11 protein-coding genes and 1 tRNA gene are annotated in these 12,705 nt (G+C 65.0%); 2 read left to right on the top strand and 10 right to left on the bottom strand.

The window, feature by feature from the left end:
• The first annotated feature begins 35 nt into the window (after positions 1-35).
• Positions 36-476: a hypothetical protein gene (locus LLH00_03655; protein ID MCE5270358.1), complete on the top strand. Its 441-nt coding sequence runs from the start codon at positions 36-38 to the stop codon at positions 474-476.
• A 180-nt stretch (positions 477-656) separates the two neighbouring features.
• Here the strand turns inward: LLH00_03655 and LLH00_03650 are convergent, their stop codons facing one another.
• From LLH00_03650 to sucC, 10 genes are all read right to left on the bottom strand, one after another.
• Entirely contained in the window at positions 657-1,460 is an 804-nt protein-coding gene (locus LLH00_03650) for an ABC transporter ATP-binding protein (GenBank protein MCE5270357.1), read from the bottom strand.
• 87 nt (positions 1,461-1,547) lie between these two features.
• Positions 1,548-3,254 (bottom strand): glutamine--tRNA ligase/YqeY domain fusion protein, encoded by a 1,707-nt coding sequence (locus tag LLH00_03645; protein ID MCE5270356.1) that lies wholly within the window; start codon positions 3,252-3,254, stop codon positions 1,548-1,550.
• A gap of 196 nt (positions 3,255-3,450) precedes the next feature.
• Positions 3,451-3,526, bottom strand: a tRNA-Gln gene (locus tag LLH00_03640).
• Positions 3,527-3,609: 83 nt separating this feature from the next.
• Positions 3,610-5,967, bottom strand: a complete 2,358-nt coding sequence (locus LLH00_03635) for a dockerin type I domain-containing protein (GenBank protein ID MCE5270355.1) — start codon at positions 5,965-5,967, stop codon at positions 3,610-3,612.
• A 99-nt stretch (positions 5,968-6,066) separates the two neighbouring features.
• On the bottom strand, positions 6,067-7,494 hold the full coding sequence (gltX, locus tag LLH00_03630) for a glutamate--tRNA ligase (GenBank protein MCE5270354.1): 1,428 nt from the start codon (positions 7,492-7,494) through the stop codon (positions 6,067-6,069).
• Between the two features lie 140 nt (positions 7,495-7,634).
• Positions 7,635-7,913: an integration host factor subunit beta gene (locus tag LLH00_03625; protein ID MCE5270353.1), complete on the bottom strand. Its 279-nt coding sequence runs from the start codon at positions 7,911-7,913 to the stop codon at positions 7,635-7,637.
• Between the two features lie 29 nt (positions 7,914-7,942).
• On the bottom strand, positions 7,943-8,953 hold the full coding sequence (gene thiL, locus LLH00_03620) for a thiamine-phosphate kinase (protein MCE5270352.1): 1,011 nt from the start codon (positions 8,951-8,953) through the stop codon (positions 7,943-7,945).
• On the bottom strand, positions 8,950-9,402 hold the full coding sequence (ndk, locus tag LLH00_03615; GenBank protein ID MCE5270351.1) for a nucleoside-diphosphate kinase: 453 nt from the start codon (positions 9,400-9,402) through the stop codon (positions 8,950-8,952). Before ndk ends, thiL begins: the two co-directional genes overlap by 4 nt.
• A 125-nt stretch (positions 9,403-9,527) precedes the next feature.
• Positions 9,528-10,406: a succinate--CoA ligase subunit alpha gene (sucD, locus tag LLH00_03610; protein MCE5270350.1), complete on the bottom strand. Its 879-nt coding sequence runs from the start codon at positions 10,404-10,406 to the stop codon at positions 9,528-9,530.
• Positions 10,403-11,587 carry an ADP-forming succinate--CoA ligase subunit beta gene (gene sucC / locus LLH00_03605; protein MCE5270349.1) on the bottom strand — a complete coding sequence of 395 codons (1,185 nt, stop codon included), beginning with the start codon at positions 11,585-11,587 and terminating at the stop codon, positions 10,403-10,405. Before sucC ends, sucD begins: the two co-directional genes overlap by 4 nt.
• A gap of 196 nt (positions 11,588-11,783) precedes the next feature.
• Between sucC and LLH00_03600 the strand changes: the two genes are divergently transcribed.
• The gene (locus LLH00_03600) at positions 11,784-12,701 is read left to right on the top strand and encodes a Gfo/Idh/MocA family oxidoreductase (GenBank protein ID MCE5270348.1); all 918 of its coding nucleotides are present in this window, start codon (positions 11,784-11,786) and stop codon (positions 12,699-12,701) included.
• Positions 12,702-12,705: the final 4 nt, after the last annotated feature.

Raw genomic sequence — 12,705 nt, 5'->3', positions numbered from 1 at the left:
CCGCCGGCGAAAGAACGTCTCCGGTCAATATTAATGTGTTGCTCGAATCCACCCTGGCGCTGTTGAAGGACCGAGTAGACGATAAGAAAGGCCGGTTCGTTAAATCCCTTGGCAGAGTACCCGCAGTGCCGGCCAATCCCCAGCAGTTGAGCCAGGTGTTCCTGAACATACTCCTGAACGCGACCCAGGCAATCGAAGAGGGCGGCGCCATCACCGTGAAAACCTGCCTGAGGGATAATCGTATCCATATTGACATTGCCGACGATGGCGTGGGCATTCCGGAAGACATGATTCAGAATATTTTCAATCCGTTTTTTTCCACCCGGGATGTGGGCCAGGGGGTCGGGTTGGGGTTGTCCATCGCGTACCGAATTATCGAAAATCACAATGGCAGTATCAATGTGCAGAGTAAACCTGGACATGGATCCACATTCACAATTGAGCTGCCGCTTCTATCTTCGGATGACGGGGCCTGAAGCTGTATGAGGCAACGGCGCTGGCGCTGGAATAAGTCGGCAGGCCGGGGACGGGTTCGAGGAACTTTGGCATCCCGCTTTAAGGGTTATGCAAAGGCCTTGGCCAAGGGGCTTTTGATCTCCCTATTATAGGTGAAACAGTGGGTTGTAGCTTTCGGGCACAGTGTATCGTGCCCCGTTTTATCCCCCCACCAGCGCGGCCATGCGCCCGTTCTTGCGCAGCACCTCCACCCTACAGTCCATGGCCCGGCTCAGGTTCTCCGAGGTGAGCACAGCCTCACGCGGTCCGGCGGCCAGAATGCTCCCGGCCTTGAGCAGGGCCGCGTGGGTGATCGCGGAGGGTATCTCCTCGATGCGGTGGGTCACCAGCAGCACTGTGGGGCTGTCGGGACGGGAGAGCAGGCTGTCCAGGAAGCTCATGATCCGCTCCCGCGCGCCCAGGTCGAGGCCCTCGAACGGCTCGTCCAGGATCAGCAGGCGCGGCCCTGCGGCCAGGGCGCGGGCCAGCAGGGTGCGCTGGCGCTCGCCGAAACTCAGCACGCCGTAATGGCTGCCCAGCACCCGCTCCAGGCCCATGAACCGCGCCTGCTCGGCGGCCAGGGCGCGGTCCTCGGCGGTAGGTTCATCGTAAATCCCCAGGCTGGCGAAGCGTCCCGAAACTATCACTTCCAGGCAGGTCTCGCGCGCGGGGACCCGCTCGTAGAGGGCCGAGGTGACAAACCCGATCCTGCGGCGCATGTCGCGCACGTCCACCTCGCCGTAACGCTCGCCCAGCACGCTCACCCGTCCCCGCGTGGGCCAGAGGTAGGCGTTTATCACGTTGAGCAGCGTGGTCTTGCCGCTGCCGTTGGGCCCGGCGATCACCCAGTGCTGTCCAGGCTCCACGCTCAGGCTGACACTGCGCAGGATGGAGCGGCCCTCGCGTTCCACGCTCACCCGGTCCAGGCGCACGACTTCGCTCTTGTTCCCCTTGATCCGTGCCATTTCCCCTTGTCCCTCAATTCAAAAGCCCCGGCGGCGGTCCTGCCAACCGTCGGGGCTGTGTTCGCAATTCAACTCCCGGATAATGACTCAGGCCTGTCCCTCGCCCTGGGTTTTCTGTATCTTGGCCCAGGTGTCGCGCAGCGTGACCGTGCGGTTGAACACCGGCGCGCCGGGCCTGGAGTCGGGGTCCGCGCAGAAATAGCCCTTGCGCTCGAACTGGAAACGCGCTCCCGCGGCGGCGTCCTTGAGGCAGGGCTCCAGACGGCAGTCCTTGAGCACGGTCAGGGAGTTCGGGTTGAGGTTGGCCCGCCAGTCGGTCACCCCCGGCTCCAGTTCGCCCGGGTCCTCTTTACCGAACAGGTGATCGAACAGGCGCACCTCGGCGCTCACCGCATGGGCCGCCGAGACCCAGTGCAGGGTGGCTTTCACCTTGCGTCCGTCCGGCGAGTCCCCGCCGCGGGTCTCCGGGTCGTAGGTGCAATGGATCTCGGTCACCTCGCCCGTGGACGGGTCCTTGACCAGGCTTTCGCACTTGACGAAATAAGCCCCGCGCAGCCTCGCCTCGCGCCCGGGCGCCAGGCGGAAATACTTGGGCGGCGGGTTCTCCATGAAATCCTCGCGTTCGATGTACAGCACCTTCGAGAACGGCGCCCGGCGGCTGCCCGCGCCCAGGTCCTCCGGGTTGTTGATCAGCTCGAACTCCTCACTCTTGTCCTCGGGGTAGTTGTCGATCACCAGGCGCAGCGGCTCCAGCACTGCCATGCGCCGCGGGGCGACCAGGTTCAGGTCCTCGCGGACGAAATATTCCAGGAGTTGGATGTCCACCGTGCTGTCGGTCTTGGCCACGCCGATGCGGTCGGCGAAGTCGCGGATCGATTTGGGTGTGTAGCCGCGGCGGCGCAGGCCCGAGATGGTGGGCATGCGCGGGTCGTCCCAGCCGCTCACCAGGTTGTCCTGCACCAGCTCGAGCAGCTTGCGCTTGCTCAGCACGGTGTAGGTCAGGTTGAGACGGGCGAACTCGATCTGCTGCGGGGCGTAAATGCCGATCGCCTGGATGAACCAGTCGTAAAGGGGACGGTGGTCCTCGAATTCGAGAGTGCAAATCGAGTGGGTGATACGCTCAATGGAGTCGCTCTGGCCGTGGGCGTAGTCGTACATCGGGTAGATGCACCACTTGTCGCCGGTGCGGTGGTGACGGGCCTTGAGGATACGGTACATCACCGGGTCGCGCAGGTTGACATTGGGCGAGGCCATGTCGATCCTGGCCCGCAGGGTGTGGCTGCCCTCCTCGAATTCGCCCGCGCGCATGCGCTCGAACAGGTCGAGGTTTTCCTCGACCGACCGGTCACGCCAGGGGCTGGGCCGTCCCGGCTCGGTCAGGGTGCCGCGATATTGGCGCACCTGTTCGGCGCTCAGCTCGCAGACATAGGCCAGGCCTTTGTTTATCAGCACTACCGCCCACTGGTAGAGCTGCTCGAAATAGTCCGAGGCGTAGTAGAGGTGGCTGCCCCAGTCGAACCCCAGCCAGCGCACATCCTCCTGGATGGACTCGACATAGCGGTCCTCCTCCTTGCAGGGGTTGGTGTCGTCGAAGCGCAGGTGAGTGACCCCGCCGTTCTGACTCGCGACCCCGAAGTTCAGGCAGATACTCTTGGCATGGCCGATATGCAGGAAACCGTTGGGTTCGGGCGGGAACCGGGTCACCACCCGTCCGCCGTACTTGCCCGTGCGATTGTCCTCATCCACGATGGCCCGGATAAAATCGGTGCCTGGAGCGGTATTCGGCCTGTCCATACCGTGAATCCTTTCTGAAATGACAGATTTGCCTGAATAGTTCTTGTCCGCGGGATGTAGCGGCCCCGGCTGATACGCAGCCACCGGTAGCGGTAGAAATTTGCCAAGTCTCGCGGTGGTTTGCAAGAAGAAAAGCCCCGGAACTGTCTGCTCCGGGGCTCTCAGCGGGCGCCGGCCTGCCGCCGACCCCTTTTTATGGTTGCCCGACCAGGACTCGAACCTGGAGACTCCTGATCCAGAGTCAGGCGTGTTGCCAATTACACCATCGGGCAATTATTTCTATTTAAAGGCACACACAATTTAAGCCAACGCTTTAAGCTTGTCAAGCCTGATTCGGAGCGCGGCCCGCCGCGGCTCAGCGTTCCTCGATATTGATGTTCAGCACCCAGCCATAGGTGCGCTTGGGGGCGTAGTAGACCCGGTTCCACATGCCGTCGCTGGAGACCAGGATCAGGCTGTCACCCTTGTTCAGGCTGGCCAGCTCCGTGCTGGAGAGCGATTTGTCGGCGTAGAGCGGTGATTTGTCCGTGGCCACGCGCAGCTCCTTGCCCTCGGGCGCCCCCAGCCCCGGTGTGTCGGGCTCCTGGGCGGCCTGGGATTTGGCATTTTTTTCAAGCGTATCCGCAGCCGAGGACTGACCGCGGTATCTCCAGGTTTCGGGACGGCTCCACATGGTGACCAGCGTCCCGCTGGAATCGGCGGCGGCCACCCGGAACACGTAGCGCCCGCGGCCCTCCAGCTCGTTGAGTTTCAGGACGGTCGAGCCGCTGGCGCCGGGGAGCTTGCGGTTCAGGACCGCCTTCTCCGAAGCGCTGCCTCCGGTGTCGCTCAGGGCCACCTCCAGTGAGATACTGCGTGCCGCTTTGACCGCACTGACATCCCAACTCACCACAAGTGCCGTATCCTGGAAAGCCACCTTGGGCGGCAGCAAGACCTCGGGCGGGTTCTCGCGGGCCACTGCCGCGACCTCGTCGGTGGTCACGATCAGGGTGTCGGGGGGGGACCACTGGCCGACGAAATCGCCGACCGGGCTGACCCCGATCACGCGGAACAGGTAGAGGCCCGGCCCCGACAGGCCGTCGATGTTGGAGCCGAAAGAGCCGCTCAACCGTCCCAGCGAGGGGTTGAAAAAGAACGTGTTCACCCGGTCGCGCTCACGCCCGCCGGGATTGGAGAACGGGGTATTGGGGTTGGATATCTCCACCGCGACGTCCTTGGCCCCCTCGATGTTGCCGATGTCCCACTTGAAAGTGTAGGTCGGGTTCCCGGGATAGATCGTGTCCGGGGAGACATTGGGCTGGTTGGCCAGGATATTGACGTTGTTGGCCACCACGATCAGCTCGGCCGCGTCGGAGAAGCGGCTGATCATCTCTCCACGGTTGTCCAGGGCCGCCACCCGGTACTGGTAGGTGCCCTCGCCCTCCAGCTCGAGCGCGCTGCCGCGGCGCTGGCCGGACACGCCGCCCATCGAGGGGTTGTAGTACAGGGTGTTGTCCTTGTCCACCTGGGCCCCGCGCGGGTTGGCGAATTTCTTGTCCACCTTGCTGATCTCCACCGCGGCATCCCTGGCCCCCAGGACGTTCGAGACATCCCAGTTCAGGTTATACAGGGGGGAGACGATGCTGATCGTATCGGGCGATATCTTGGGGCTGTTGGCCACGATCAGCTTGTCCACTCTCAGGTTGTCCGCGGCACCGTCGGTGTTCCACTTGCGGCGGTCCAGGATCTCCTGGCGGATCAGGCCCCCGCCCTGGGACTCGGGCTCGCTCTGGCTTTTTGCGGCGCTGATCCTCTGCCGCAGGTCCATCGCCGTGTCGCGCATATCGCCGGTGGACTGGTCCACGATCTTGACGATCTGGTTACGCTGGTCGACGGAAAGGCTTCCGACGATATTGTCCGGGTCTTCCAGCACCGAGCGCACATCACCGTTGAACTTGGTGATGTCGCCCGGATCCACGTCCTGATCCTTGCCGATCTTGCGCAGCATGTTGTCCATCACCGCATCCAGCTTGCCCTGGGTGCGCTTGCTGTCGTAGCTGGCGGCGAAACTCTGGTCTTTCATCAGGTCGGTGAGCTTGTTTTTCATCTCGATCACTTTCCGGCGCAGGCTTATCTTGCCGGAGGGGTCCTCGGAGGCGTCGTAGATCGCCTCTTTATCGGCGCCCTCTTCGAGCAGCCGCTTGGCCGCTTCCTTATCCTCTATGTCGTGCAGGGTGGCGTTGATCGCCTCGTAGAGCGGGTGACGGGTGTCGAGGGCCTCCATTATGCTTTCGAGCACCTGCCGCGAGCGGTCCAGACGGCCCTCCTTGGCCATGAAACGGGCCAGGTCGAGATAGGTCTGGACATTGTCCCCCTCCTTGGCCAGGTCGACCTCGATCGTGCTCTTGATCGCGTCGAACATGCTCACCCCGGTGCTCTGGGCGCGCTTGAGGGCCTGGGTCATGACCAGGAGATCAAAGCCGGTCAGCCTGCCGTTGCCGTCCACATCGCAGGTGGCAGTCTCGGCGGCAGGCAGGCTGAGCTTGAGCGTGACCGCGCGTTCGAGCTGGATCAGGTCGATCTGGTCGAACACCCCGTCGTGGTTGATGTCGCCGCTGGTGGTGTTCGCCGGGTCCACCGGGACCTGCGCCGCCAGGGGGAGCGCAAGCACGTCGAGCCCCAGGCAAAGGAGCATTCCGGCCAGGCGTAAGAGGCGGAACTTGTGAACATGCATGGACGGCATCCGGTCACAGCGGTTTGGGTGTGGATCGTTACTTCTTGATTATAAACACCTTAATCTCGCAATTCCACCTGTCGCCAGCGCGCGGCGCTCTCAGCCCAGGCGCTCCAGGGCCTGGGCGATCCTCGCCAGCGACAGCTCGCGTCCCAGCAGCTCCAGCACCTCGAAAATCCCCGGACTCACCCCGGCCCCGGTCAGGGCCAGGCGCAGCGGGTGGATCAGCTTACCGGCCGAGACCTGCAATTTCTCTGCCACGGCCCGCAGCCCGGCCTCCAGCTCGGGGGCCTGCCACTGCGGCGCCGTCGCCAGGGCCTCCCGCAGGGCTGTAAGCTGGGCGGGCGTTTCGGCGCTCCAGCGCTTTGCCACCACCTCCGGGTCGTACTCCAGGGCGACCGGGAAATAGCAGCGCGCCTGGACCGCGAAATCGCGCACGAACCGGCAACGCTCGCGCACCAGGGCCAGCACGCGCTTGAGGTAGGCGAGCGCCTTTTCATCCGGCTGGGCGGCCAGCAGCCCGGCGGCCCTGAAATCCGCCTCCACCAGCGGCAGGATCACCTCCGGGTCCAGCGCCGACAGGTACTGGCCGTTCATCCACTCCAGCTTGGCCTGGTCGAACACCGCGCTTTTCTTGCCGATCGAGCCGACCGAGAACAGCTCGACAAGCTCCTGACGGGAAAGAATTTCCCGGTCCTCCCCGGGCGACCAGCCCAGCAGGGCCAGGAAATTGAACAGCGCCGGGGCCAGGAAGCCCATGTCGCGGTACTCGGTCAGGCTGGTGGCGCCGTGGCGCTTGGAGAGGCGTTTCTTGTCCGGGCCCAGGATCAGCGGCACGTGGCCGAAAACGGGGACGGTCCTGCCCAGGGCCCGGTAGAGCAGTATCTGCTTGGGCGTGTTGGAGACATGGTCATCCCCGCGCAGGATATGGGTGATCCCCATCTCGATATCGTCCGAGACCACGGCCAGTTGGTAGGTCGGGGTGCCGTCCGAGCGCAGGATCACGAAATCCTCGATCTCCTTGTTGTCGAACCTGAGACTGCCGTGCACCATGTCCTCGAACACGGTCTCGCCCGCCGGGACCCGGAACCGCACGGCGAAAGACTCGCCCGCGGCGGCCCGCCGCGCGCTCTCGGCCGGGTCGAGGGCGGCACACTTGCGGTCGTAGATATAGAGGTTCTTCTCGGCCCGCCGGGCCTCGATCTGGTCCTGGGTGCAGAAACAGCGGTAGGCCGCGCCGCTTTCGAGAAGACGGGCGGCATCCGCGCGGTGACGGTCGAAGCCCAGCGACTGGAACACTATCTCGCCGTCATGCTCCAGGCCCAGCCAGGCCAGGCCCTCCAGGATAGCGCGCACGGCCGGCTCGGTGGAGCGCTCGCGGTCGGTGTCCTCGATGCGCAGAAGGAACCGGCCGCCGTTGTGACGGGCCAGCAGGTAGTTGAACAGCGCCGTGCGCGCCCCGCCGATATGAAGATAGCCGGTGGGGCTGGGCGCGAAACGGACTATCATTTTACTGTTCTGAGCCAACTTTTTTTTTCCTCACGTTCCATATCTCTGTGGATGTAAAAAGAGGGCCAGCCGCGGCGGCCCTCCGGTTTGTGCTTTATCGCTTCCGGTTTCAAGTCAACCCTGTTCCGCGCAATGCCTCTGTTCACCGGTGGGGCCGCCTACTTGTCGGCCAGCTTGCCGCTCAGGGCGCTGGAGGCCTTGAACACCGGGACAAAGCGCCGCGGGACCTCCACTTTCTCGCCGGTCTGCGGGTTGCGCGCGACCCGCTCGCGGCGGCTTTTCACCTTGAACGAGCCGAAACCGCGCAGTTCGATATTCTGTCCCTCGCCCAGGCTTTCGCCCACCACGTCAAGAAAAGCCTCCAACACCTCCCGGGCGGCCTGTTTGCTCTGGCCGGTGTTGTCGGCCACCCTGGCGACAAGTTCCTCTTTGTTCATCCCTTTTCTCCTTTTGTTTGACATAACTTTCAGGCGAAATGTTCGTAGCCTTTCGGCTGTATCTGTCTCAGTGCGCTGTCCTGTCCACGCAGCAGCAGGTGTTCCCGGTCGGCGGTGACCGTGCCGATACGGGTCAGCCGCAGGCCGAAGGTCTCGTTGAACTCCCGGACCGCGTGCTGGAGCGCCCCGGGCGGCGCGGTGAGGCAGAGTTCGTAGTCCTCGCCGCCATGGAACAGGTAGTGGTGATCCGGCTTGCCCAGCGCCCGGGCCAGGGCCACCGGGTATTCCCCGAGGGGAAGGGCGCTCTCCTCGATCTCGGCCCCCACGCCGGAGGCTTCCAAGATATGGCCCAGGTCCCCGGCCAGACCGTCCGAGATGTCGATCATCGCGGCAGGGGGGCCGGCCTCTTTCAGGAATAGCGCCTCCGGGATACGGGGTTGGGGGGAGAAAAACCGTTCCCGGGCCGCCTCGTCCGGTCTGGGAAGACCCTCCGCTTTTCCGGCGCGCTCCAGCTCCAGGTATTCCAGCACCGCGGCGGCCTCGCCCGGCGAACCGGTGACCCAGATGTAATTCCCAGGCTCGGCCCCGGAGCGCAGGATCGAGCCTCCGGAGGCGGCTTTGCCGGCCACGGTCAGGCTGAGCATCAGCGGCCCGGGGCTGGCGGTCAGGTCGCCGCCCAGCAGCGGACAGCCGTAGCGTCCGCACACCTCTAACAGGCCGCGGCAGATTTCGCTCACCGCGCTCTCATCGCCGCCCTGCGGCAGGGCCACTGTGGCCAGAAGCCCCAGCGGGGCCGCGGCCATGGCGGCCAGGTCGCTCAGGGCCGCGGCCGCCGCGCGCGCACCCACCTGGAAATGGCTGAAATACTCCAGCCGGAAATGCACGTCCTCCACCAGGGCATCCGTGCTCAGCACCAGCTCATCCGCGCAGAGCGGCTGCAGCACGCAGCAGTCATCGCCGATCCCCACCCGGACCGTGTCGGGCAGCGGGGCGGCCGAGGCCGCCGCGCGGATATGGCCGATCAGCTCGAATTCCCTCAACTGGCTTGCTCCATATTGCCGGGACGGTTGTTGTCGGTCAGCTCGGCGCGGCCGAAGAAATAGGCCAGCTCGCGCGCGGCCGATTGCGGCGAGTCGGAGGCGTGGATCGCGTTGAAACTCTTGCTGGCGGCGTAGAGCTTGCGCACTGTGCCCGGCTCGGCCTGGGTCGGGTCGGTGGCGCCGATCACCCGGCGCAGCTCGGCCACGGCATTCTCACGCTCCAGGGCGGCCACGAGCACCGGCCCGGAGGTCATGAACTCGACCAGCGGCTCATAGAACGGCTTGCCTTTGTGCTCGGCGTAGAACCCGCCGGCTGTGTCTGGATTCAGGCGCAGCATCCGGGCGGCGCGCAGCTCGAAACCGGCGGCCTCCAGGTGGGCGAGAATCTTACCGGCCAGGTTGCCGCGCATGGCATCCGGCTTGATGATGGTCAGGGTCAGTTCTTTCACGCTCTCTCCTTTTACGCCGCTCTGAAAACCATATGTCGAAATTATGTGCACAGTTCACGTAGGGGGACGGCGTGCCGTGCCCTATGTTACCAATGAAGAATATATTGGGGCTGAAGCCTGTGCGCCTAACCTTTCCTGAGCACCTGCTCCACTGTCCGGCCGATCTCGGCCGGGCTCTCGGCCACTGTCACCCCGGCCGCGCGCAACGCCTCAATCTTGCTCGCCGCTGTGCCGCGCCCGCCGGTGATTATCGCCCCGGCATGGCCCATGCGCCGTCCCGGCGGGGCGGTGCGCCCGGCGATAAAAGCGGCCACCGGCTTGGACATCTGCGCCTTGGCGTACAGGGCGGCCTCCTCCTCGGCCGTGCCGCCGATCTCGCCGATCAGAAGGACCGCCTCGGTGTCCGGGTCGGCGTTGAACAGCTTGAGCGCCTCCAGGTGCGTGGTGCCGATCACCGGGTCGCCGCCGATCCCCAGGCAGGTGCTCTGGCCGATTCCCAGCTCGCTGAGCTGCCAGACCGCCTCGTAGGTGAGAGTGCCGCTGCGCGAGATCACGCCCACGTGGCCCGGGCAGTGGATGAAACCGGGCATGATCCCGATCTTGCACTGGCCGGGGGTGATCACTCCCGGGCAGTTGGGGCCGATAAGGCGCGCGCCGCGCTCGATTGCGAAGCGACGCACCCGGATCATGTCCGCGGTGGGGATGCCCTCGGTGATTATCACCACCAGGGGCAGGCCGGAGTCTATGGCCTCCAGGGCGGCATCCGCGGCAAAAGCTGCCGGGACGAAAATCACCGCGGCGTTGGCCCCGGTGGCGCGCACGGCCTGGTTCACGGTGTCGAACACCGGCACCTGGCCCTCGAACCTTTCGCCACCCTTGCCGGGAGTGACCCCGGCCACTACGTTGGTTCCATACTCCAGCATCTGGCGGGTGTGGAAACTGCCCTCGCCGCCGGTGATTCCCTGGACAACCAGACGCGTATCGCGCGAGACGAGGATGCTCATCGGGCGCCCCCTTTCCCGGAGGCGGCCGCAACTGCCAGGGCCGCGGCCTCCTGCAGGGTCTCGGCCGAACGGAACCCCAGGGCGGCTTCCTCGATTATCTTGCGTCCCTCGGCGGCGTTGGTGCCCTGAAGGCGCACCACTACGGGGACTTTGACTCCACTTGCGCCGATCGCCTCGACCACCCCGCGGGCCACGCGGTCGCAGCGCACGATGCCGCCGAAGATGTTGATCAGCACGGCGCCGACATGCGGGTCGCGGCAGATGATCCGGAACCCGTTGCCGACTGTCTCAACATTGGCCCCGCCGCCTACATCCAGGAAATTGGCGGGTTCGCCGCCCGCCTGCTTGATTATGTCCATCGTGGCCATGGCCAGGCCCGCGCCGTTGACCATGCAGCCCACGTTGCCGTCCAGTTTGATGTAGTTGAGCCCGAACGCGGCGGCCTCGCGCTCCAGGGGATCCTCCTCCTCGGGGTCGCGCAACTCGGCGATGTCCTTGTGACGGAACAGGGCGTTGTCGTCGAAATTCATCTTGGCGTCCAGGGCCAGCACCTGTCCGCCGGCTGTGACCACCAGGGGGTTGATCTCGGCCAGGCTGGCCTCGGTGGCCCGGTAGGCCGCGTAGAGGTTCAGCAGCACCGGCACGGCGGCCTTGACCAGCGACGTCTCCAGGCCCAGGGCATAGGCCAGCTCGCGCGCCTGGTAGGCCGACATCCCCGTGAGCGGGTCGATCCAGACCTTGTGGATTTTTTCGGGTGTGGCGGCGGCGACCTGCTCGATCTCCATCCCGCCCTCGGTGCTGACCATGAACACATCCTGCACGCACGCGCGGTCGAGGAGGATGCCCGCGTACAGCTCACGGGCGATATCCACGCCCTGCTCGATCAACACCCGTCCCACGCGCCGCCCCGACGGTCCGGTCTGGGGTGTGACCAGAGTCGAGCCGAGCATGACCGCGGCGAGCTGCGCGGCCTCCTCGGGGCTGGAAGCCACCTTGATCCCGCCGCCTTTGCCGCGCCCGCCGGCGTGGATCTGGGCCTTGACCACCAGCTTGCCGCCGCCTGCGGCCAGGCGCTCGGCCACGGGACGCACTTCATCCGCTCCGGCGCAAACCTCACCCTCGGGCGCCGGCACTCCGAAGCGGCTAAGTATCTGTTTGGCCTGGTATTCGTGGACTTTCACCGGACCCCCTTGTCACGGGGCTGCACCCTTCGCGCCTCGCGCCGGGCCTCAGCCGGGTGGAAAATAAACTAATCGTTCACTCACGGGCCGACAAGATATAAGTATGCCAAAAAGACTTGAAAATCCAGTCCTTCAGCCACAAATTAAACTCGCCTTTCCTGAGGAATGACCAACCCTGCAGATAACAGGAGAAACAGTGAAAAATCTGGCCCTGGTAGGCTTGAACAATTCGCATCCGTTCATATTAAGCGCCCTGGTCAACGGCGGCGACCGGGAAGCGTTCGTGCGCAACTCGCCGGGCTGGACCCACGGCCTGTTCCCGGCGGGCGACTGGCCGGGCTCGGTGGGCGACAACTGGCGGTTCACCCACGCCTGGAGCCGGGACCGGGAGTTTGCGGCCAAGGTGGCCGAGGCCACCCGCGTGCCGACCGTGACCGACAGCCTCGAGGAGGCGGCCGCAGCCACGGAGGGGGCGTTTGTCTGCGACATGTGGGGCGAATACCACCGCGAGCAGGCCCTGGCGTTCCTGACCCGGGGCAAGCCCGTGTTCGTGGACAAGCCGCTGGCCGCCTCGGCCGAGGACGCGCGGGTGATGATCGACACAGCCCTGGAAAACGGCGCCGTACTGTCGCACTGCAGCAGCACGCGCTTCGACCCGGCCCTGATCGCGCTGCGCGGCCGGATGGCCGAGCGGATAGGCAAGCCGGGCATCATCACGGTCTGCGCGCCCTGCTACCAGGACCTGGCACGCTACGCCGTGCACGGGATCGAGATCATGTCGATGGTCACGGGAGGGGAGCCGGTGCTGAGTGTGCGCAACCTGGGCAGCGGCACCCGCCGCCACATCCTGGTGCTGGAGTTCGCCGACGGGGCCAGCGGGCTGATCCACGCCTGGGAGGGGCATGCCTACTCGGTCACTGTGACCGGCACGAAAGGCCAGGATGTGATCGCCATCACCTCCAACAGCTACCTGCCGATGGTCAAGGCCGTGCTACAATCGTTCGAGACCGGCGTGCCGGTCGTCCCCTACGAGGAGGCCCTGCAGGTCATCCGTGTGATCGAGGCCGGGGCGCTGAGCCAGGCGCGCGACGGTGCGCCGGTCCATCTGCTCTGAGAGC

It is taken from the genome of bacterium (assembly GCA_021372515.1).
Taxonomy (GTDB): Bacteria; Gemmatimonadota; Glassbacteria; order GWA2-58-10; family GWA2-58-10; genus JAJFUG01.
This window is presented reverse-complemented; position numbering and strand designations above follow the sequence as displayed.